Source organism: Bordetella sp. H567 (assembly GCF_001704295.1).
Classification (GTDB): domain Bacteria; phylum Pseudomonadota; class Gammaproteobacteria; order Burkholderiales; family Burkholderiaceae_B; genus Bordetella_C.
In genome coordinates this window covers 1,251,422-1,271,722 of record NZ_CP012334.1, presented here as the reverse complement: position 1 = coordinate 1,271,722, position 20,301 = coordinate 1,251,422, and the positions used below count along the sequence as shown (strand labels likewise).

General features: G+C 65.4%; 19 protein-coding genes and 1 tRNA gene. 9 read left to right on the top strand and 11 right to left on the bottom strand.

Annotation, left to right across the window (positions count from 1 at the left end; all coding sequences use genetic code 11):
* Window positions 1-184 precede the first annotated feature (184 nt).
* Window positions 185-886 (top strand): DUF6776 family protein, encoded by a 702-nt coding sequence (locus tag AKI39_RS05755; RefSeq protein ID WP_066633518.1) that lies wholly within the window; start codon window positions 185-187, stop codon window positions 884-886.
* A gap of 20 nt (window positions 887-906) precedes the next feature.
* Here AKI39_RS05755 and AKI39_RS05750 read toward each other — a convergent pair whose 3' ends face one another.
* The 3 genes from AKI39_RS05750 to AKI39_RS05740 all read right to left on the bottom strand — a co-directional run bounded on the left by AKI39_RS05750 (window position 907) and on the right by AKI39_RS05740 (window position 3,619).
* Window positions 907-1,449, bottom strand: a complete 543-nt coding sequence (locus AKI39_RS05750) for a cytochrome b (RefSeq protein ID WP_066633516.1) — start codon at window positions 1,447-1,449, stop codon at window positions 907-909.
* Window positions 1,450-1,554: 105 nt separating this feature from the next.
* Window positions 1,555-2,778, bottom strand: a complete 1,224-nt coding sequence (locus tag AKI39_RS05745) for an amidase (protein ID WP_083228648.1) — start codon at window positions 2,776-2,778, stop codon at window positions 1,555-1,557.
* A 4-nt stretch (window positions 2,779-2,782) separates the two neighbouring features.
* Entirely contained in the window at window positions 2,783-3,619 is an 837-nt protein-coding gene (locus tag AKI39_RS05740) for an IclR family transcriptional regulator (RefSeq protein WP_235610755.1), read from the bottom strand.
* A gap of 128 nt (window positions 3,620-3,747) precedes the next feature.
* On the opposite strand from AKI39_RS05740, the gene AKI39_RS05735 reads away from it, so the two are divergent.
* Together AKI39_RS05735 and AKI39_RS05730 are read left to right on the top strand one after the other, a co-directional pair.
* A complete protein-coding gene (locus AKI39_RS05735; protein WP_066633514.1) occupies window positions 3,748-4,617 on the top strand; it encodes a polysaccharide deacetylase family protein in 870 nt (289 codons plus the stop codon).
* A gap of 190 nt (window positions 4,618-4,807) precedes the next feature.
* The gene (locus AKI39_RS05730) at window positions 4,808-5,788 is read left to right on the top strand and encodes a Bug family tripartite tricarboxylate transporter substrate binding protein (RefSeq protein ID WP_066633513.1); all 981 of its coding nucleotides are present in this window, start codon (window positions 4,808-4,810) and stop codon (window positions 5,786-5,788) included.
* 136 nt (window positions 5,789-5,924) lie between these two features.
* On the opposite strand, the gene dnaJ is transcribed toward AKI39_RS05730, so the two are convergent.
* The 6 genes from dnaJ to hrcA all read right to left on the bottom strand — a co-directional run bounded on the left by dnaJ (window position 5,925) and on the right by hrcA (window position 12,451).
* Window positions 5,925-7,049 carry a molecular chaperone DnaJ gene (gene dnaJ / locus AKI39_RS05725; protein WP_066633512.1) on the bottom strand — a complete coding sequence of 375 codons (1,125 nt, stop codon included), beginning with the start codon at window positions 7,047-7,049 and terminating at the stop codon, window positions 5,925-5,927.
* Between the two features lie 151 nt (window positions 7,050-7,200).
* The gene (dnaK, locus tag AKI39_RS05720) at window positions 7,201-9,126 is read right to left on the bottom strand and encodes a molecular chaperone DnaK (protein WP_066633509.1); all 1,926 of its coding nucleotides are present in this window, start codon (window positions 9,124-9,126) and stop codon (window positions 7,201-7,203) included.
* Window positions 9,127-9,220: 94 nt separating this feature from the next.
* On the bottom strand, window positions 9,221-9,556 hold the full coding sequence (locus AKI39_RS05715; RefSeq protein ID WP_066642273.1) for a thioredoxin family protein: 336 nt from the start codon (window positions 9,554-9,556) through the stop codon (window positions 9,221-9,223).
* Window positions 9,557-9,618: 62 nt separating this feature from the next.
* Entirely contained in the window at window positions 9,619-10,194 is a 576-nt protein-coding gene (gene grpE, locus AKI39_RS05710; protein WP_066633506.1) for a nucleotide exchange factor GrpE, read from the bottom strand.
* 121 nt (window positions 10,195-10,315) lie between these two features.
* Complete coding sequence (gene hemH, locus AKI39_RS05705; protein ID WP_066633504.1) at window positions 10,316-11,398, bottom strand: ferrochelatase; 1,083 nt, start codon at window positions 11,396-11,398, stop codon at window positions 10,316-10,318.
* Between the two features lie 45 nt (window positions 11,399-11,443).
* On the bottom strand, window positions 11,444-12,451 hold the full coding sequence (gene hrcA, locus AKI39_RS05700) for a heat-inducible transcriptional repressor HrcA (protein WP_066633502.1): 1,008 nt from the start codon (window positions 12,449-12,451) through the stop codon (window positions 11,444-11,446).
* Between the two features lie 118 nt (window positions 12,452-12,569).
* Between hrcA and AKI39_RS05695 the strand changes: the two genes are divergently transcribed.
* Window positions 12,570-13,469, top strand: a complete 900-nt coding sequence (locus AKI39_RS05695; RefSeq protein ID WP_066633500.1) for an NAD kinase — start codon at window positions 12,570-12,572, stop codon at window positions 13,467-13,469.
* 7 nt (window positions 13,470-13,476) lie between these two features.
* Entirely contained in the window at window positions 13,477-15,123 is a 1,647-nt protein-coding gene (gene recN, locus AKI39_RS05690) for a DNA repair protein RecN (RefSeq protein ID WP_066633497.1), read from the top strand.
* Between the two features lie 27 nt (window positions 15,124-15,150).
* Here recN and fur read toward each other — a convergent pair whose 3' ends face one another.
* Window positions 15,151-15,570, bottom strand: coding sequence for a ferric iron uptake transcriptional regulator (gene fur, locus AKI39_RS05685; RefSeq protein ID WP_066633494.1), 420 nt, complete (start codon window positions 15,568-15,570; stop codon window positions 15,151-15,153).
* A 178-nt stretch (window positions 15,571-15,748) separates the two neighbouring features.
* Between fur and AKI39_RS25975 the strand changes: the two genes are divergently transcribed.
* Entirely contained in the window at window positions 15,749-16,369 is a 621-nt protein-coding gene (locus tag AKI39_RS25975; RefSeq protein ID WP_443103085.1) for an outer membrane protein assembly factor BamE, read from the top strand.
* Between the two features lie 29 nt (window positions 16,370-16,398).
* A complete protein-coding gene (dapB, locus tag AKI39_RS05675) occupies window positions 16,399-17,190 on the top strand; it encodes a 4-hydroxy-tetrahydrodipicolinate reductase (protein ID WP_066633492.1) in 792 nt (263 codons plus the stop codon).
* A gap of 39 nt (window positions 17,191-17,229) precedes the next feature.
* Here the strand turns inward: dapB and murB are convergent, their stop codons facing one another.
* Complete coding sequence (gene murB, locus AKI39_RS05670; RefSeq protein WP_066633490.1) at window positions 17,230-18,306, bottom strand: UDP-N-acetylmuramate dehydrogenase; 1,077 nt, start codon at window positions 18,304-18,306, stop codon at window positions 17,230-17,232.
* Window positions 18,307-18,393: 87 nt separating this feature from the next.
* Here murB and AKI39_RS05665 point away from each other — a divergent pair.
* A tRNA-Gly gene (locus AKI39_RS05665) sits at window positions 18,394-18,469 on the top strand.
* 490 nt (window positions 18,470-18,959) lie between these two features.
* A complete protein-coding gene (locus tag AKI39_RS05660) occupies window positions 18,960-20,186 on the top strand; it encodes an alpha/beta hydrolase family protein (protein WP_066633488.1) in 1,227 nt (408 codons plus the stop codon).
* Window positions 20,187-20,301 lie beyond the last annotated feature (115 nt).

The window sequence follows — 20,301 nt, the reverse complement described above, 5'->3', positions numbered from 1 at the left end:
GGGCCGATGGCCGACACGGCATCATTGCCTGCATACCGTCACAAGACCGCCAGTCCTGGCGGCGGGACGCCAAGGAGGCACGCCGTGTTTTTTCCGCCGGCCGCCCCAAGGCAAGAAGCCCCTTGAGTGGCGGCGAGCCGGTCCGCCGGCGCGGCGTGGACGATATTTTTTTGGATGGATGGGGATGTTCGGACGGTCGCAGCGCGCGGTTTTCAAACCTTCGGTGTATCAGCCTGGAAAACGGTCGCGGCGCATGCCGCGCTGGCTGGTTCTGCTGCTTGCCGGCGTCGTGCTGGGCGCGGGCGGCGTATTGTTCCTGCAAACCAACTACGGGCCGCAGCGGCTGACGGTGGAACAGTCCGAACAGCTGCACGGCGAACTCAGCGCCGCCAACATCGATCGCCAGCGCCTGCAGGGCCAGGTGGAAGAACTCACCCAGCAGCGTGACGCCGCGCGCGCAACGCACGACAAGCTGACCACGGATCTTGCACAAGCGCGCCAGCAGATCCAGGGCCTGAACAAGGACCTTGCACTGTTCCAGGAGGCCGTGCCGCCGGATCCTCGCGGCGGCCCCATCGGCATACGATCCGCAACGCTATCGCGGCAGCCCGGGCAGTTGACTTACCAGGTGCTCGTCATGCGTGACAAGGGCACGGCCGGCGTGCCGTTCAAGGGCAGCCTGGAATTCTCCATCGAGGGCCGCTATCCGAACGGCCGCAGCGGCACCATCACGCCGGACGCCCTGCCCGTGGACATGGACCGTTTCGACAACTTGAGCGGCACGCTGCAACTGCCCGATGGCTTCATCGCGCGGGGCGTCACCATCAAGGTACTGGATTCGGCACAGAAGCAGCAGGCCATGCGGATCTACTACGTGCGCAGCTGACCGCGCAAGGCCTGTCCACGCTACAGCATCTTGCGCAGCGTGCCGTCCTTCAGCACGTATTGGTGCCACAAGGCCGCCAGCGCATGCAGGCCGATCAGGTAGTACAGCGTATTGCCCAGGAACTTGTGGATATCCTCGATCGTGTCGGCCGCGCCGTTGGCGCCGGCGATCGAGATGGAAATCCCCGTGCCCATCAAGGTCACGGGATGGCCGTCGAAATTGAACATCAGGATACCCAGCAGCGGCTGGGCCAACAGCACGATATAGAACACCCAGTGCAGCCCGCGTGCACAGGCCGCCGCCAGGCCGCCGTCTTTTTCCGCCGCGGGCGCCCCATGCACCAGGCGCCATACCAGCCGCAAGGCGGTGAGGCATAGGACCGATACGCCTGCCCATATATGGATACCGGTCCAGAACGCGCGCGACGCGCTGCCGCGCGGGCCCCGGATCTCGATGGCGAACAAACCCACCGCCACGATCAGGAAAATCAACCAATGCAGGATGATGGCGGGGCGGCTATAGCGGACCGGAGCAAGGGAAGCTGCGGAAGGCGTGACGGACATCGATGGCTCCTGGAAATGACAGGGAAAGCGGACGCCGCCGGCGAACCGGGATGGCCGCCGGCGCGGCCGCATGGGCAAGCGCCGACACGCAGTGTATCGCCGGATTTACGATGCCCAGCGGGCCGCCTGCTCCAGCAAGGCCAGATCGCGACCGCGTGCCGCTATCAAAGACAAGCCGACCGAGCAACGGTTCCCCGCCATCACGGGCATGGTCAGTTGCGGCAAGCCCGCCAGGCTTGCGATGCAAAGCAGGCACAGGGCCCGCGTGCGGTCTTCGGCCGCCGTGGTCGAGCCCTTGATCGGGGCGACGAAAGACACGGTCGGCAGGCAAAGCACCGCATCGCCCAGCAGATCGTCCAGCCCGGCCGCGATACGCCGGCGCTCCACTGAGGCGGCGTCGGCTTCCTCGGCGCCGATCGTCGACGCCCATTTGAAGCGTTCGGCGATATCCGGACCGAAACGCGGCGCGTGGCGCGTGATCCAGTCGCCGTGCGCGGCCCACACTTCACGCCCCTGTATCACCCGGAATACCTGCTGCCAGGCCAGGAGTCCTTCGGGCGCGAGCCGCACATGTTCGGCGGCGCCGAACCGCCCCATCATCTGTTCCAGCGGCGCGGCCAGGCCCTGGCGCACCTCTTCGGATGCCAAAGACCAGGCGTCGTCGGCCACCAGCAGGCGGCCGGGCAGGCTATCCCGTCCGGGCGCCGGCGCGGGCAGCAGCACCTGTCCCACGCGCGCCAGCGTGGCCGCATCGCGGGTGATCCAGCCCACCACGTCATAACTGGGCGCCAACGGGACGACGCCCGTACTGGAAACCGCGCCATGCGTGGGACGCAGGCCCCAGGCGCCGCAGAAGGTCGCGGGCAGGCGGATGGAGCCCGCCGTATCGGTGCCCAGCCCGATATCACATAGCCCGCTGGCCGCCGCCACCGCCGAGCCGCAGGACGATCCGCCCGGGATGCGATCCGGAGCGACGGGATTCACCGGCGTGCCGTAGTGGAAGTTTTCGCCGTTCAGGCTATAGGCCAGCTCGTCGGTCAGCGTTTTGCCGATGACGTCCGCCCCGGCGTCCAGCAGTTGGCGCACCACGGGTGCATGTTGCGCGGCGACCCCATGTGTGGCGCGCCAGTCCGGATTGCCGGCGCCGGTGTTGCGGCCCTGGATGTCGATCATGTCCTTCACGCCGACACGCAGCCGGGCCAGGGGCCCGCCTGCGGCGCCGGGCAGGTCGAATCTGCCTTCCGGCGCGAAGGCGCCGTGGGGATTGGCCGGATCGGCAACCGCCGGCCGACCACCGGCGGAGGCCGGCGCTGTGTTCGCTTCTGTCATGGGGTCACCGATACAAGAGGGTTCCGATTACGTTGACTTCATTGCGCAGCAAGGGGTACAAGGCCGCCCGCCGCGCGGGCGTCATGCGGCTGGAAATCGCCGCGATCGCCAGCGCGGCCACGGGCGCCCCGAAAGGGTTGCGCACCGCCAGGCCGATGGCCGTCACGCCCGGCACGGCTTTTTCACCGATGGCGGCATACCCCTGCGCCCGCCCGGCGGCCACGGCGTCCTTGAGGTCGCGTTCGTCCAGTTCGCCGTAGGCGCCGATACGCGGGCGGATGGCCTCGACCACGCGATCGACCTCGCCAGGCGCGAGGGCCAGCAGGATCGCCAGGCCGCCGGCATTCACCCCCAGCGGCTGGCGGCTGCCCACGGTGACGACGGGCGTCTGGATGGGGTAATGCCCTTGCACGCGGCTGATGCATACCGCATCGTTGCCGCGGCGGATGAACAGGAAGGCCGTATCCCCCGTGGCCTCGGCCAGTCGCTGGAGCGACGCGGCGCACAGTTCGCGCAGGTTGAATTGCGGTGCGGCCACCAGGCCGAGCTCGAAGACCAGGGTGCCGAGCCGGTAACGCCGCGCACGATCATCACGCGACACCATGCCCTCGGCCACCAGCGCCTTGAGCATGCGATGCGCGGTGGGCGCTTCCAGCCCGCACAGGCGCGCCACGTCCACGAAGCGCAAACCGGTTTCCTGGTGCTGGGCCAGCGTTTTCAACACATTGACGACGCGGCGGATGGCTTGCGTGCCGCCCGGCGCCGCGCCCGCGGCCGCCGAAATGCCGGGGGCAAGGAGGTCGGGCGCGGGCGTTTCGGCGACCGGATCAGGGTTAACCACGAGGATTTATTCCAGAATATGGATACTTCACCGGCACGCGTTGACAGCGGTTTTGCCGGTACATAAATTGAACCTCAACAATACAGAGGCGGAACGCCCGGGTCAAACATCCATCATATGGACATATCATGATACCCAAGGAACGCATCGATTATTCGGCGATCATCGATCGCCCCAAGCTCACCCCGCCCGACGGGGCCCGCGTGATCGTCTGGCCCATCGTCAATGTGGAGGACTGGCAGATCGACCGTTATATGCCGCGCCAGGTACTGCCGCCGCCCACGGGCGTCACGGCCCTGCCGGACATCGCCAACTGGGCATGGCACGAATACGGCATGCGCGTCGGCTTCTGGCGCCTGAAGGCCGCGCTGGACCGCCTGGGCATCGTGCCCACCCTGTCCATCAACGGGAGCGTTTGCCTGAACTACCCGCGCGTCGCGGAAGAAGCGCACAAGTCCGGCTGGGAATTCATGGGCCACGGCTTCATCCAGATGCCCACGCACCAGGTCGACGACCAGCGCGCGATGATCAAGCGCACGGTGGACACCATCGAGCAGTTCACCGGCAAAAAGCCGGTAGGCTGGCTCGGCCCGGGGCTGACCCAGACACTGGAAACCGTCGATTACCTGCACGAGGCGGGCATCCGCTATATCGGCGACTGGTGCCTGGACGACCAGCCGTGCAAGGTACGCACGGCGACCGGCGATATGGTGGCCATGCCCTATGCCCTGGAGCTGAACGACATCCCCGTAGTGGCGGTCCAGCATCATTCCTCGGACGAACTGTTGATCCGCGTGAAGGACACCTTCGACCGGCTCTACCAGGAAGGCGGCGATCATGTGCGCGTCATGGGCATCGCCGTGCATCCTTTCCTGAGCGGCGTGCCGCATCGGATCAAGTACTTCGAGGAAGCGCTGGCCTACGTCGCGGGCCATGACCATGTCAAGTTCATGACCGGCGCGCAGATACTGGACTGGTACCAGGCCCAGCAGGCCTGAGCATCCGTCGCGACATCACAAGCGGCACCCGGACAGCGGCCCATGCCTGCAAGGACATGGGCCGGCGCCGATAAATCAAGGGGTCTGGGCGGTGGGGGAAAACAAAGGACGCGTAGCGTCCACATCATCTCGCGGCAGATCAAGCAAGCCGCGTAACCGCCCTGTTTATTCAAATCCGTTCGGAGTCTCCATGCGTATCCGCAGTCTACTTACCGTCTTTGCCTGCCTCTTCGCCGCGTCGGCCAGCACCGGCGCCCTGGCCCAGGCCGACGACTATCCCAACCGTCCTATCCGCCTGCTCGTCGGCTTCCCGCCCGGCGGCATCTCGGACGTGATCGCGCGCACCGTCGCGTCCAAGGCCAGCACGATCCTGAAGCAGAACATCGTCGTGGAAAACCGCCCCGGCGCGGGCACGACCATCGCGGCCGATACGGTGGCGCGCTCGGCCCCCGACGGCTACACGTTGCTGCTGCAGGACACCACCACGCACGCGATCAACGCCAGCCTGTATCCCAAGCTGCCTTTCGATACCGTCAAGAGCTTCACGCCGATTTCGCTGGTATCGACTTCGCCGCTGATGCTGGTGGTCAAGGCCGATTCGCCGGCCAAGACGGTGAAGGAATTGCTTGCCATGCTGGCCGCCAAGCCGGGCGGCTACGCCTACGGTTCGTCGGGCAACGGCACCATCATCCACCTGGCCAGCGAAATGATGGACCGCGCGGCCCATGTGCAGGCCGTCCACATTCCCTACAAGGGCAGCGCGCCCATCATCCAGTCGCTGCTGTCGGGCGACGTGGCTTACGCATGGAGCAGCATGCCGCCGGCCATTTCCCAGGTAAACGCCGGCAAACTGCGCGCACTGGCGGTCAGCACGCCCAAGCGCATTTCGGCCGCGCCGGATGTGCCGACCATCGCCGAAGCCGGCGTCCCGGCCGCCGAGGTCGTGCTGTACAACGGCGTGCTCGGACCCGCCAATCTGCCGCCGGCCATCGTCAAGCGCCTGAACGCGGCCTTCAACGAAGCCGCCAACAGCGATGAGGTCAAAACCGTCTACGCGACGCTGGGCGCCGAGCCGGTGGCCGTGACGCCGGAACAGATGCTGGCCCAGATCAACGCCGATATTCCCCGATACGGCAAGGTGGTGAAGGAAGTGGGCGCCAAGGTCGACTGAGGTCGGCGCGCGGCGCGCGCCGCGATCCCTTGACGTCGCGATGACGCAAGCGGTCCCCCAGACAAAAGGCCGGGCTCCTTCGGAGACCCGGCCTTTTCATCGTGCGCCAGCCTGGCGCGCCGGCAGCGGCGCAGGATCAGCTGAAGAACTCCTTCACCCGATCCGTCCAGGACTTGCTTTGCGGCGAGTGGCGGTCGCCGCCATCGTTCAACGATGCCTCGAACTGCCGCAGTATGCTCTTTTGCTCTTCGCTCAGGCGCACCGGGGTTTCGACCACCACGTGGCAGTACAGGTCGCCCGGGTAGGTGCCCCGCACGCCGCGTATGCCCTTGCCGCGCAGCCGGAAAGTCTTGCCCGACTGCGTGCCTTCCGGGATGGTGATTTCGGCCTTGCCGCCCAGCGTGGGCACCTGCAGATCGCCGCCCAGCGCCGCCGTGGTGAACGGGATGGTCAGCTCGCAGTGCAGATCGTCACCGTCGCGCTGGAAGATCTTGTGCTGCTTGATGTGGATTTCCACATACAGGTCGCCCGGCGGGCCCCCATTCAATCCTGGTTCGCCGTTGCCGCCCGAGCGGATGCGCATGCCGTCGTCGATGCCGGCCGGGATCTTGACCTGCAGCGTCTTGTTGCGGCGGATACGGCCGACGCCATCGCAGTTGACGCAGGGATCGGTGATTTCCTTGCCGCTGCCATGACAGGTGGGGCAGGTCTGCTGGACGCTGAAAAAGCCCTGCTGCATGCGCACCGCCCCGGAGCCGCCGCAGGTACGGCAGGTCTTGGGGCTGGTGCCCGGCTTGGCGCCGGAGCCGTGGCAGACCTCGCAGTTTTCCCAGCTGGGCACGCGGATTTCGGTATCGAAGCCGTTGGCGGCCTGCTCCAGCGTGATTTCCAGGGCGTACTTCAGGTCAGCGCCGCGATAGACCTGCGGGCCGCCGCCGCGGCGGGCCGCGCCACCGAAGATTTCACCGAAGATGTCGCCGAAAGCATCGGCGAAACCGCCGCCCATGCCGGCCCCCATGCCGCCCGCCGCATTGGGGTCGACGCCGGCATGGCCGTAGCGGTCGTACGCCGCGCGCTTCTGCTCGTCGGTCAGTACCTCGTAGGCCTCCTTGGCTTCCTTGAACTTTTCCTCGGCCTCTTTGTTATCCGGATTGCGGTCCGGATGGTGCTTCATCGCCAGTTTGCGATAGGCCTTTTTGATGTCATCGTCCGAGGCGTTCTTGGCGACACCCAGGATCTCGTAATAGTCACGTTTTGCCATGATCTTCCAGAGGCTTTTCTTCTAGCGAGGGCGCCACCGCATCCGGCGGGACGGACCCGCGCCGACCAGAACCCTGCTCGCATACGACCGCGCCCGGGACCGGAATATTTCCGGGCCCGGGCGTTTTCACGTCACAGGATGCAGCGGTTCATCACTGGTCGCGCTTCACTTCCTTGAAATCGGCGTCGACCACGTTGTCATCAGCCGGCTTGGCGTTGTCCGCCGCCGACTGCTGCTGCGCGGACTGCTGCGCCTGCATATCGGCGTACATCTTTTCGCCCAGCTTCTGCGACGCGGTGGACAGCGCCTGCACCTTGGCGTCGATCGCGGCCTTGTCACCATCCTTCAAGGTGGCTTCCAGGTCCTTGATCGCGGCCTCGATGCTTTCCTTTTCGGCGGCATCCAGCTTGTCGCCATACTCGGTCAGCGACTTGCGGGTGGCATGCACCAACGCGTCGGCCTGGTTGCGCGTCTGCGCCAGTTCGGCCAGGCGGTGATCCTCGTCGGCGTTGGCTTCGGCGTCCTTCACCATGCGCTGGATCTCTTCTTCCGACAGACCCGAGTTCGCCTTGATGGTGATCTTGCTTTCCTTGCCCGTGCCCTTGTCCTTCGCGGACACGTGCAGGATGCCGTTGGCGTCGATGTCGAAGGTCACCTCGATCTGCGGCACGCCGCGCGGCGCCGGCGGAATGCCTTCCAGGTTGAACTCGCCCAGCGTCTTGTTGCCCGCGGCAATCTCGCGTTCGCCCTGGAAGACCTTGATGGTCACCGCCGGCTGGTTATCGTCGGCCGTGGAGAACGTCTGCGAGAACCGCGTCGGGATGGTGGTGTTCTTCTGGATCATCTTGGTCATGACGCCACCCAGGGTTTCGATACCCAGGGACAGCGGGGTCACGTCCAGCAGCAGCACGTCCTTGCGGTCGCCCGACAGCACGGAGCCCTGGATCGCGGCGCCGGCGGCCACGGCTTCGTCCGGGTTCACGTCCTTGCGCGGTTCGCGGCCGAAGAATTCCTTGACCTTCTCCTGCACCTTGGGCATGCGCGTCATCCCGCCGACCAGGATCACGTCATGGATTTCCGACACTTTCACGCCGGCGTCCTTGATGGCGATGCGGCACGGTTCGATGGTGCGCTCGATCAGCTCCTCGACCAGCGCTTCCAGCTTGGCGCGCGTGATCTTCAGGTTAAGGTGCTTGGGACCGGACGCATCGGCCGTGATGTACGGCAGGTTGATTTCGGTCTGCTGGCTGGAGGACAGTTCGATCTTGGCTTTTTCGGCCGCTTCCTTCAGGCGCTGCAGCGCCAGCACGTCCTTGGACAGGTCGACGCCCTGCTCTTTCTTGAACTCGCCGATGATGTAGTCGATGATGCGCTGGTCGAAGTCTTCGCCGCCCAGGAAGGTATCGCCGTTGGTCGACAGCACTTCGAACTGCTTTTCACCCTCGACATCGGCGATTTCGATGATGGAGATATCGAAGGTGCCGCCGCCCAGGTCATAGACCGCGATCTTGCGGTCGCCCTTTTCGGCCTTGTCCAGTCCGAAAGCCAGCGCGGCCGCGGTCGGCTCGTTGATGATGCGCTTGACTTCCAGGCCCGCGATGCGGCCGGCGTCCTTGGTCGCCTGGCGCTGGCTGTCGTTGAAGTACGCCGGCACCGTGATCACGGCTTCGGTGACTTCTTCGCCCAGGTAGTCCTCGGCCGTCTTTTTCATCTTGCGCAGCACTTCGGCCGAAACCTGCGGCGGCGCCAGCTTCTTGCCATGCGCTTCGACCCAGGCATCGCCGTTGTCCGCCTTGGAAATCTTGTAGGGCATCAGGTTGATGTCCTTCTGGACTTCCTTCTCGTCGAATTTGCGGCCGATCAGCCGCTTGACGGCGTACAGCGTGTTCTTGGGATTGGTGACGGCCTGGCGCTTCGCGGGTGCGCCCACCAGGGTTTCACCGTCGTCCATGTACGCGATGATGGAAGGCGTCGTGCGGGCGCCTTCGGCGTTTTCGATGATGCGAACCTGGCCACCGTCCATCACAGCCACGCAGCTGTTGGTCGTACCCAGGTCGATGCCGATGATCTTGCTCATGATGGATTACCTTGAATGAGGTCGGTTCTAGGATTGGTAAAAAACTTGGTTAGCGGATAAGTGGGGCTGCCGCCAGGGTTTTCAAGCGTGGAATTCAGCGCTTTTCCACCCGCAGCCGCCCAACAGCCTCGGAGAACTGCGGCAGGCCCGGCCAGCCGGTGATCCGGCCCAGACGCTTGCCCGCCCGATACATCACAAAAGTGGGGACACCATGCAGGGAAAATCGCCGCCCCAGCGCCACGTCGGCATAGACGTCGGCCTGGAACCAGCTCAGCCCCAGTGCCAGCAGCGCATCCTTGTGCAGCAGCGCGGCCTGCTTGAAGCGATTGCAGTTGTAGCAGTCGGTGCCCCACAGGAATACGCAGCGCAGGTCATCGCCCGGCGCCTGGACGACGTCGCGGTCGAAACCGCCGCTGTCGACGGGCCGCATCCCGAACAGGTCGAATACCTGGGCGGGATCGAAAGCCTGGGCGATGGACACGGCGCGCTCCGTCAGCCCTGTTGCCCCGCGGACACCACCACCAGCGCCGGACGCAGCACGCGGTCGACGATCAGGTAGCCCTTTTGCAGGGTCTGGACCACGGTATTGGCGGGCTGCTCGGAAGGCACCGACGAGATGGCCTGATGCTGATGCGGATCGAACTTTTCGCCAGCGGCGGGCGCGATTTCGATCAGACGGTTGCGCTCGAAGGCGGAGACCAGCTGCTTGAGCGTGGCCTCCACGCCCTCGCGCAGGAATTCGACGGTCTGGTCCTGCTGGGCCAGCGCCGCTTCCAGGCTGTCCTTCACGGGCACCAGGCTCTCGGCAAAGGACTCGATGCCGAACTTGTGGGCCTTGGACACGTCATCCTGCGCGCGGCGGCGGATGTTTTCCGCGTCGGCGCGGGTGCGCAGCAGTTGATCGTGGGCTTCGGCGGCCTTGGCCTGTGCGGCCTCCAGTTCGGCGCGCAGCACCGCCACCAGGCTTTCATGGTCGCCCGCCCCCTGGCCGGGCGTACCGGTACCGGCCGCCTCGGCGGCTGCGTCGTTATCGGGCCTTTTCTCGGCAGGCTCGTTCTGTGCCGTCATGGATACATCCTCCGGGTGACAAATAACGTTTGCCCTCCACTATGGGGGCCAATGCCCCCATTTCAAGGCGGGTTAAGCGACAAACCCGGAATTCGTCCAAGTATTTGAAGTTATTTGTCTTTCAGGCCGCCGTGGGCCAGCCCTGCAGGTTGCGCTGGACCAGGTCGGTCAAAGCGGCGATCCATGCCTCGTCATCGTTGACGGCGGGTATGTAGCGCAGCCGCTTGCCTCCGGTCTCCAGAAAGGCATCCCGACCTTCCACCTGAATTTCCTCCAGGGTTTCCAGGCAATCCGCCAGGAAACCGGGACAGACGACGTCGACCTCCGTCACGCCGTCCCGCGCCAGCGCCATGAGCGTCGGCGCGGTATAGGGCTCCAGCCAGCGGGCCGTGCCGAAGCGGCTCTGGAAGGTGATCAGCGCCTGTTCCGGCATCAGGCCGAGGCGTTCGCGCAACAGGCGGCCGGTGCGCAGGCAGTCCTGGTAGTACGGATCGCCCAGCTCCACGGAATAGCGCGGCAGGCCGTGAAAGCTCATGACCAGCGTCTGCGGCCGGCCATGCTCGCGCCAATAGGCTTCGATGCGTCCCACCACCGCCTGCAGGTAGCCGGGATCTTCGTGAAAGCGCTTGATGAAGCGCAGTTCCGGCTGGTCGCGCAGGCGGGCCGCATGGCGGGTGACCGCGTCCACGGCCGTGGCGGTCGTGCTGGCCGCATACTGCGGGTAGAGCGGCACGGCCAGGATGCGCTCGCAGCCGCGCCGGCGCAGGTCGTCGATCGCGTCGGCCACCGAGGGGGCGCCATAGCGCATGCCCAGCGCCACCTCGGCCTGCACGCCGCGCTGGGCCAGCAGGCGGCTCAGGCCCTGCGCCTGGCGCCGGCTGTAGACCATGAGCGGCGAGCCTTCCTCCATCCAGATGCCGCGATAGCGCGGCACCAGCTTCTTCGGCCGCAGCGTCAGGATCAGGCCATGCAGGATGGGCCACCACAGATAGCGCGGAATTTCGATCACGCGCGGATCGGCCAGGAACTCGCCCAGGTAGCGGCGGATTTCCGTGGCCGTCGGGGCCTGCGGGGTGCCCAGATTGATCAGCAGCACACCGGTCTTGCCGGGCCCGGAAGGCGCCTGTTCGGAGAATGGATCGGCCTGCTCCGGCTCGGGCAGGAAACGTTCGGGCCACAGATACTTGAACGCACGCAGGAACACGCGGATACCTCGACAGCCATGCCGTCCCCCGCAGGGACCGCCGGATTATTTGTGGTTATGACTCAGGGCGTTGGACAGCAGGCGCGCCGTAATGTCCACGATGGGAATGACGCGCTCGTAGGACATGCGGGTGGGGCCGATCACGCCCAGCGTGCCGACCACCTGGCCGTCGACGCCATAAGGCGCCGTGATGACGGAGACCTCTTCCAGGGGCATCAGCTGCGAATCGCCGCCGATGTAGATCTGCACCCCTTGCGCGCGGCTGGAGACGTCCAGCAGCTGCAGCAGGTCGGTCTTCTTTTCGAAAAGCGCGAACATCTTGCGCAGCCTGTCCATGTCCGAGGCGATGTCGGTGACGTCCAGCAGCTTGCGTTCGCCGGAAATCACCACCGCGTCGCCGTCCTCGACGGCTTCGGTGCCCGCTTCCACCGCCGCCTGCATCAGGCGCGAAATATCGTCGCGCAGCTGCGCCAGTTCGGTGGCCAGCGTGCGACGCACCGCATCGAAGGACTTGCCGGCGAAATGGACGTTGAAGAAATTGGCGGCTTCCAGCAGTTCGTGTTCGGCGTAGTCGCGCTGAACGAACAGGATGCGGTTCTGCACGTCGCCGTCCGGCGTGACGATGATCAGCAGCACGCGCTTTTCGGAGAGCCGGATGAATTCGATCTGGCGAAAGACGTGGGCGCGCTTGGGCGTGAGCACGACGCCCGCGAACTGGGTCAGGTTGGACAACAGGGCCGCCGCGGCGTTGACCGCGCGCGCGGGCTCGGCCGCCGGCAGGCTTTCGCGGATGTGCTCGTGCTGGATGTCATAGCTGCGCACCGCCAGCAGGGAGTCCACGAACAGCCGGTAGCCGCGGGGCGTGGGAATGCGCCCGGACGACGTGTGCGGGCTATGGATGAGGCCGGATTCCTCCAGATCCGCCATGACGTTGCGGATCGTGGCCGGCGAAAGGTCGAACACCTTGGAAAGGGTGCGCGATCCGACCGGCTGGCCGTCGGCGATATAGCGTTCAATCAACGCCTTGAGCAGTGCGCGTGCGCGGTCGTCCATGTGGCTATTTTATGGAAACTTTTTTGCAACGGTGCCAATTTTGTCCCGCAAAGGCAAATATGGCCCCATATAATCGTTGAATCCGAGCTCAACCCCCACCCGGAAGCGCCTCTCCAGCATGCATTTCCCGACCGTCGCCCTCATCGGCAGGTACCAGGACACCGGCCTGGACGCGCCGCTACGCGCCTTGGCACAGATGTTGACCGAGGAAGGCCGCGGCGTGCTCATCGAACGGGACACGTCCCACAACACCGGCTTGGCGGAATTCCCCGTTGCCGACATCGACGAAATCGGCGAGCGCGCCGACCTGGCGGTGGTCATGGGGGGCGACGGTACCATGCTGGGCGCGGCGCGCTACCTGGCACCCCACGGCGTGCCGCTGATCGGCGTGAACCATGGCCGGCTGGGTTTCATCACCGATATCCCCCTGCACGACGCCAAGAACGCCCTGGCGCGCGTCCTGGAAGGCAACTTCAAGGCCGAGGATCGCATGCTGCTGGAAGGCAGCATCTGGCGCGGCGACAAGCAGATGTTCCGGGCGTCCGCGGTGAACGACGTGGTGCTCAACCGCGCGGGCCGCGGCGGCATGATCGAGGTCCGCGTCGAACTGGACGGCACCTTCATGTACACGCAACGGGCGGACGGCCTGATCGTGGCCACGCCCACCGGCTCCACCGCCTACGCGCTGTCGGCCAACGGCCCCATCCTGCATCCCGGCCTGCAGGCCATGGTGCTGGTGCCCGTCGCGCCGCAGACGCTCTCCAACCGCCCCATCGTCATTCCCGACAACGGGGAGCTGACCATGACCCTTACCGGCATGGGCCGCGTCGAACATGGCGCCTCCTGCCATTTCGACATGCAGACCTGGTCGGACCTGCAGCCCGGCGACCGCATCGTCGTGCGGCGTGCCCCGCACACCATCCGCTTCTTGCATCCCGAAGGCTACAGCTTCTTCACCACCCTGCGCCGCAAACTGCACTGGAACCTGATGCCCCAGGCCACGGATAGCGGGGAATGACGCCGCCATGCTGCGCACGCTGCACATCCGGGATTTCGTCATCGTGGAAAAAGCCGACATCCATTTTGGTGCGGGCTTTACCGTCTTCTCCGGCGAAACCGGCGCCGGCAAGTCCATACTGATCGACGCGCTGGCGCTCACCCTGGGCGAGCGCGCCGATGCATCCGTCCTGCGCGAAGGCGCGGCCCGCGCGGACATCAGCGCCGTGTTCGATACGCCCGGCCACCTGCGCGAATGGCTGGCCGAACGCGAGATCGAGGCCGAAGAAGAACTTGTCCTGCGCCGCGTGGTCGACCCGCAAGGCCGCAGCCGCGCCTTCATCAATGGCGTTCCCGCGACGGTGGCGCAGCTGCGCGAGCTGGGCGACAGCCTGGTGGACATCCACGGGCAACATGCGCACCAGAGCCTGATGCGGCCGGACGCCCAACGCGATCTGCTGGACGCGCACGGCGGCCATGGCGACTTGCGCCAGGCGATTGCCCAGGCCTGGAAGCGCTGGCGCCAGCTCGCCAGGCAGCTGGAAGGCGCCGAACATGACAGCGCCTCGCTGGAGGCCGACCGCGAACGCCTGCAATGGCAGGTCGACGAGCTGGACAAGCTCGATCCGCGTCCCGGCGAATGGGAAGCCCTCCAGGTGGAACATACGCGCCTGGCGCATGCGCAATCCCTGCTGGACGGGGCATCGCGCACGCTGCAGGCGTTGGACGGCGACGATGAATCCGCGCATAGCCGGGTGGTCGCCGCGGCCCACGTGCTGGAACAGCTCAAGCGCCACGACCCCGGCCTGGCAGGCGTGTGCGAGGAACTGGAGTCCGCGCGCATCGCCATTGCAGAGGCCGTCTCGGACCTGAACAACTACGTCAGCCGGGTCGAACTGGATCCCGCGCGATTGGCGCAGGTCGAGGAAAGGCTGGGCGCCGTCTTTGAACTGGCGCGCAAATTCAAAACCGAACCCGAAGCGCTGCCCGCGCTGCGCGAATCGCTGCAGGCGCAGCTGGCGGACATGGCCGCGGCCGCCGACGTCGATGCCCTGCGCGCGCAGGCCCAGGCCGCGCAGGCGGACTACGCCAAGGCCGCCGCCAAGCTGTCGACCGCACGCCGCAAGACCGCCAAGGAACTCGGCAAGGTGGTGACCGACGCCATGCAGACGCTCGCCATGCAAGGCGGACGCTTCGAAGTGTCGGTCGAAAAAGCGTCAGCCGCCTCCGCGCAGGGGGACGACGTGGTGGAATTCCTGGTGGCCGGCCATGCCGGCACCACGCCCCGCCCGCTGGCCAAGGTCGCGTCGGGCGGCGAACTATCCCGTATTTCCCTCGCCCTGTCGGTGATTGCCAGCCGCGCCGCGCGTGTACCCACCCTGATCTTCGACGAAGTCGATAGCGGCGTGGGGGGCGCGGTGGCCGAAGTGGTAGGCCGGCTGCTGGGCGAACTGGGCCAGCGGCACCAAGTGCTGTGCGTGACCCACCTTCCCCAGGTGGCGGCACGCGGCGGCGCGCACTATCAGGTCAGCAAGACTGAAAAAGCCGGCACCACGCATTCGCGCATCGTCGAACTGGATGCCGATGCGCGCATCGAGGAAATCGCGCGCATGCTGGGCGGGATCAAGATCACCGCCACCACGCGGGAACACGCCCGGGAAATGCTGGGCGCATGAGCAGCGCGCGTTTCGGGGTGCCGGCGCCTAGCGCCGGGTGCCGCAATCCCCGCAAGTACCGTAGAGCACCATCGCATGGCTTTCCAATAGGAAGCCGTTGTCCTTGGCGATCTTGTGCTGGCGCTTTTCGATATCGATGTCGTTGAATTCAACGACTTTTCCGCAGTTCGTGCAGATAAGGTGATCGTGGTGATCCCCATCGTTCAGCTCGAACACGGCCTTGCCGCTATCGAACTGGCTGCGCGCCAGGATGCCGGCCTGCTCGAACTGCGTGAGCACCCGGTAGACGGTGGCCAGGCCGATTTCGACGTTTTCGCCGATCAGGGCGCGGTAAACGTCTTCCGCGCTAAGATGGCGCTGCTCCGCTTTGCGGAAAATGTCCAGGATCTTCAGGCGCGGAAAGGTCGCCTTCAAACCCATGGTCTTGAGGTCGCTTTGATCGGTCATGGTCCAGTAGGAGAGGTTCCGCGCCGTCGGTGGGGGCGGGAACCCGGGACCCTGGGCTTGCGTGGCCGCCGACCCATTTTCCCCTGCGCTTGCGCGCCCCGTCGCCTACGCCACGCGGAATGACTTGATAAACCTTTATGATAACGGTTTTGCCAGTATCCATTACGGGGAACCCCGAGTGTCCACGATCGTACGTTCCACATCCCGCCGCCTGAAAGCGGCCATCGCCATCACGGCGATCGCCGCCGCCCTTGCGGGGTGCACCTCCGGCAAATGGGGTTTTCCGTATATCGCGCCGGTTCAGCAAGGCAATTGGATCACCAGCGAACAAGTATCGCTGCTGCGTCCCGGCATGACCCGCGAGCAGGTGCGCTTCGCCCTGGGCAGCCCTACGCTGACCAGCGTGCTGCACGCCGACCGCTGGGACTACCCGTACTACTTCAAGCCGGGCTACGGGCCGACCCAGGAACGAAAGTTCACGGTGTACTTCGATAACGACAAGGTCGTGCGCTGGGAAGGCGACAAGCAGCCGGACGTCCAGCCCTTCCAGTTGGCGAATGAACAGGGCAAGCCCTCCGGCAATGCCCCGGCGCCGCAGGCTCCCGCGCCCGCCCCCAGCGGGCCGGCAACGACGGCGCCGGCCGGTCCGTCGGGCGGCGGGCTGCCCGCCGGGGTCTCCACCTCCGTCAACGGCGCCGCGGTCACCGTCCCGCCGGTCAATACGCCGGCCCCGGCCTCGCCAGCCGGCGCAGCTCCCGCCGGCACGTCCCGGACGAGCCAGCCAGGCGGGGCGCAGTAAACGTAAACCACCCACGACAAGGATTCCCCATGCGCATCGCCATTGCCGGCGCAAGTGGCCGGATGGGCCGCATGCTCATCGAAGCGGTTCTGAACCACCCCGACATGACGCTGGCCGTCGCGCTCGATCGCGCCGGCGGCGACCATATCGGGCAGGACGCAGGCGCGTTCCTCGGTCGTGACACTGGCGTTGCAATTACCGACGATACGCAGGCCCTGGCCGGCGCGGATTGCCTGATCGATTTCACCCGCCCCGAAGGCACGCTGCGCCACCTGGACGCCTGCGTGCAGCACGGCGTCAAGGCGGTCATCGGCACCACCGGCTTCGACGACGCCGGCCGCGCGGCCATCGCGCAGGCCGCCCAACGCATCGCCATCGTCTTCGCACCGAATATGAGCGTGGGCGTCAATGCCACGCTCAAGCTCCTGGACATGGCCGCGCGCATCCTGAACGCCGGCTACGACGTGGAAGTATTCGAAGCGCATCACAACAAAAAGGTGGACGCCCCTTCCGGCACCGCGCTGAAGATGGGCGAAACCGTCGCGAAGGCCTGGGGCGTCGATCTGCCTGAGGTGGCCACCTGGACCCGCCATGGCGATACCGGCGTGCGCGAACCGGGCACCATCGGCTTTTCCGTGGTGCGCGGCGGGGACATCGTCGGCGATCACACGGTGTATTTCTGCGGTGTCGGCGAACGCGTCGAGATCACGCATCGCAGCAGCAGCCGCGCAACCTATGCGCAAGGCAGCCTGCGCGCGGCCGCATTCCTGCGCGACAAGGCGCAGGGACTGTTCGACATGCAGGCCGTGCTCGGGCTGTAAGCCGCCAGCCGGGGGACGCGCGGTGCAAGCGCGAAAGCCCTACGGTCGCACCGGCTCCGGCTCCAGATCGACACCGTAGCGCGCCTTGACATCGGCGCGAATGGCGCCGGCCAGGGCCAGGATGTCCGCGGCCCGGGCGCCTCCGCGGTTCACCAGCACCAGCGCCTGCCGGTCGTGTACGCCGGCTGCTCCCATCGATCGCCCTTTCCACCCGCACTGGTCGATCAGCCACCCTGCCGCCAGCTTGTACCGTCCATCCTTTTGCGGATACGCCACCAGCCCGGGATAGCGCTGGCGCAGGCTGGCATGGCGGTCCGCGGTGACGATGGGGTTCTTGAAAAAGCTACCCGCGTTGCCGATGACGGCGGGATCGGGCAGCTTCTCGCGACGGATGGCACAGACCGCATCGAACACGGCGCGCGCGGAAAGCGCCGTGCGCGTGTCGATGGACCCCGCCGGAGGCAAGGACGCGAGCGCAGGGTGACGCTGCAGATCCGGATAGTCCAGCACCGGCCGCCACGGCCGCGGCAGCGCGAAACGCACGGCCACGATCAGCCATCGTCCGGGCTCGTCATGCTTGAAACGGCTGTCCCGATAGGCGAAGTGGCAATCCCGCGCGGACATCTCTATCATCTCGCCGCGCTCGATGTCCCATGCGCTCAGGCCGAGGAAGCGCTGGTCCAGCTCGACGCCGTACGCGCCGATGTTCTGCACCGGGGCAGCACCCACGGTACCGGGAATCAAGGCCAGATTTTCCAGGCCGTCCCAGCCCTGGCGCAGGCAGTGGTCGACGAAACCATGCCAGTTCTCCCCGCCGCCGGCCTCGACGACCCAGGCGTCTTCGCGTGCTTCCAGCAGGCGGATGCCGGGGATCGCCATGTGCGCCACCAGGCCATCCATCGTGGAAGGCAGCACTACATTGCTGCCGCCGCCCAGCACGAACACGCGTCCGTGGCGCTTGGCGAGCGCGGACAAGGCGGGAAGCTGCCGGGGGGAGACGATGCGGACGTAGGCCTGGGCGGTGGAAGCCAGGCCGAAGGTGTTCAAGGCGGTAAGGTCGGCCGCTATCGGCGTGAGTGTGTCGGGATCGGTGGATGACGCCGATAGGTTTGACATTACGTTTGGCAACCTGATATAGTTTCGTTCTTCACTGATTTTACGCGGTGATCTTACGCGGCAGTGATTTTAAGTGGCAGCTTTTACGCGGGAATAGCTCAGTTGGTAGAGCGCAACCTTGCCAAGGTTGAGGTCGCGAGTTCGAGACTCGTTTCCCGCTCCAGAATTCCGATCCGCGGTGTCCCGATGAAGAACGAGAATCGGGAAATCTGCAAGAAGTTGATCAAAGGGTTAAAAGGGGCGAATCGCAGGATTCGCCCCTTTTCTTTGCGGCGCCCGTGCAACGACGGGCGTCGGCGCGACAGCGGCGATCCGGCGCGGTATCCGGAATATCCAGCAGCTCGTCCGTGCCATCAAGCAGCATGCGCAACGCGGTCTCCGGCTGAAGCGCGCCGTGCACCGGCGCCCTGGATTGCGGGGATATCCGTAGGCACCGATCGAAGGGCGAATCGCAAGATTCGCCCTTTTTTCACTGCGCGCCACGCCGCTATCGTTTTCCCCAAAAATTATTGCTATGTGGGAAAACCCGCGAATCCCGTTTGACCGTATTTTGAACGCGCCACTAGGATGCATTCAGGCAGTTCAACGGCGCACGGTCATGCAGCAAGAGACCGGCCCCTTCTGCCCATCCATCCTAGCTTCGGAGTCGGCGCATGGCAGAAGAGCTTCTGATCGATCAGGTCACGGATGTGAAACACGGCATATACCAGCCTTACGGCTGGCACCATTGGCCGAATCATCCGTGGATGTCCTACCAGTTCCGGCGCGCGCTGGGCGAGACCCAGGAAGGCGGAGGCGCCGTGTCCGAATGCTTCCTCGCGGCCAGCCGCATGATCCCCGGGGACAGGGAAAGCTGGCACCAGGAATGGAAACGCATCGCCGATTTCAATCAGGCCCGCGGCGACGAACAATACGGCAAGGGCCACGTCCGCACCGCGATGAACTGCTGGCTGCGTGCCGCCAACTACTACCGCCACACCGAATTCTGGCTCGACTATTCGGACCCGCGCCGGCTCGTCGCCTTCACCAACATGGAGGAATGCTCGCGCAAATTCATCCAGAACCTGACGCCGGCCGGAGAGGTGCTGGAGATTCCCTACGAGAACGGCAAGCCGCTGTACGCCTATTTCGTGCGGGCGCCATTCGCCAACGGAAAACAGCCCGTGATGATCTGCATGGGCGGCCTGGATTCCATCAAGGACGAGATGTGGTTCATGCAGGCGCACGGCGCGCTGCAACGGGGTATCTCCGTACTGATGATCGACGGCCCGGGCCAGGGCGGGACCCTGCGCCGCCACAAGATACCGACCCGGCCCGACTACGAAGTGCCGATCGGCAAGTGCATCGACTACCTGCTGACTCGCCAGGATATCGACCCCACAAGAATCGCCGTCTGCGGGTCGTCCCTTGGCGGGTATTACGCGGCGCGTGCCGGCTGTTATGAACATCGACTGGCCGCGGCCATCTCGCACGGCGCGATCTGGTCAATAACGGAACTGTGGGCCAATGCAAAAGAGGACCATGGCCTTGCCGATCACATCAAGACCGTGTTCGGCGCCGGTTCGATGAAAGAAGCGCTGGAGAAGGCCCGGCCTTTCGCGCTGGAAGGCCACCTGGATCACATGAAATGCCCCTACCTGATCGTCCATGGCGGCCACGACGTCCTTGGCGTCGCGTCGGCGCAGAAGGTCGCCGATTATGCGAAGTCGAAAGGCGTCAACGTGACGCTGCGCCTGGTAAGCGAAAGCGAGACCGGCGCGGACCACTGCCAGCATGACAACCCGACCATCGGCCAGGAGCTGATGATCGACTGGCTTACCGACCAGTTCGGGATCGACGAACGCGAACTACGCAAAACGGCGATGAATCCACTGGTTTGAATCCGGCATCCACCCCAAGGGGAGGCGCATATGCCCGTAATACAGCCTTATGACGAAGCCTATTACTCCATGACGTGGCTGGGCCCGAAGGGGTATCCGGAAAACGGCAATGCCG

Bases quoted from the DNA above. Each gene is read 5' to 3' on its own strand.
- AKI39_RS05755 (WP_066633518.1), top strand. From the start codon at position 185: ATGTTCGGACGGTCGCAGCGCGCGGTTTTCAAACCTTCGGTGTATCAG.
- AKI39_RS05750 (WP_066633516.1), bottom strand. From the start codon at position 1,449: ATGTCCGTCACGCCTTCCGCAGCTTCCCTTGCTCCGGTCCGCTATAGC.
- AKI39_RS05745 (WP_083228648.1), bottom strand. From the start codon at position 2,778: ATGACAGAAGCGAACACAGCGCCGGCCTCCGCCGGTGGTCGGCCGGCG.
- AKI39_RS05735 (WP_066633514.1), top strand. From the start codon at position 3,748: ATGATACCCAAGGAACGCATCGATTATTCGGCGATCATCGATCGCCCC.
- AKI39_RS05730 (WP_066633513.1), top strand. From the start codon at position 4,808: ATGCGTATCCGCAGTCTACTTACCGTCTTTGCCTGCCTCTTCGCCGCG.
- dnaJ (WP_066633512.1), bottom strand. From the start codon at position 7,049: ATGGCAAAACGTGACTATTACGAGATCCTGGGTGTCGCCAAGAACGCC.
- dnaK (WP_066633509.1), bottom strand. From the start codon at position 9,126: ATGAGCAAGATCATCGGCATCGACCTGGGTACGACCAACAGCTGCGTG.
- AKI39_RS05715 (WP_066642273.1), bottom strand. From the start codon at position 9,556: ATGCGGCCCGTCGACAGCGGCGGTTTCGACCGCGACGTCGTCCAGGCG.
- grpE (WP_066633506.1), bottom strand. From the start codon at position 10,194: ATGACGGCACAGAACGAGCCTGCCGAGAAAAGGCCCGATAACGACGCA.
- hrcA (WP_066633502.1), bottom strand. From the start codon at position 12,451: ATGGACGACCGCGCACGCGCACTGCTCAAGGCGTTGATTGAACGCTAT.
- AKI39_RS05695 (WP_066633500.1), top strand. From the start codon at position 12,570: ATGCATTTCCCGACCGTCGCCCTCATCGGCAGGTACCAGGACACCGGC.
- recN (WP_066633497.1), top strand. From the start codon at position 13,477: ATGCTGCGCACGCTGCACATCCGGGATTTCGTCATCGTGGAAAAAGCC.
- fur (WP_066633494.1), bottom strand. From the start codon at position 15,570: ATGACCGATCAAAGCGACCTCAAGACCATGGGTTTGAAGGCGACCTTT.
- dapB (WP_066633492.1), top strand. From the start codon at position 16,399: ATGCGCATCGCCATTGCCGGCGCAAGTGGCCGGATGGGCCGCATGCTC.
- murB (WP_066633490.1), bottom strand. From the start codon at position 18,306: ATGTCAAACCTATCGGCGTCATCCACCGATCCCGACACACTCACGCCG.
- AKI39_RS05660 (WP_066633488.1), top strand. From the start codon at position 18,960: ATGGCAGAAGAGCTTCTGATCGATCAGGTCACGGATGTGAAACACGGC.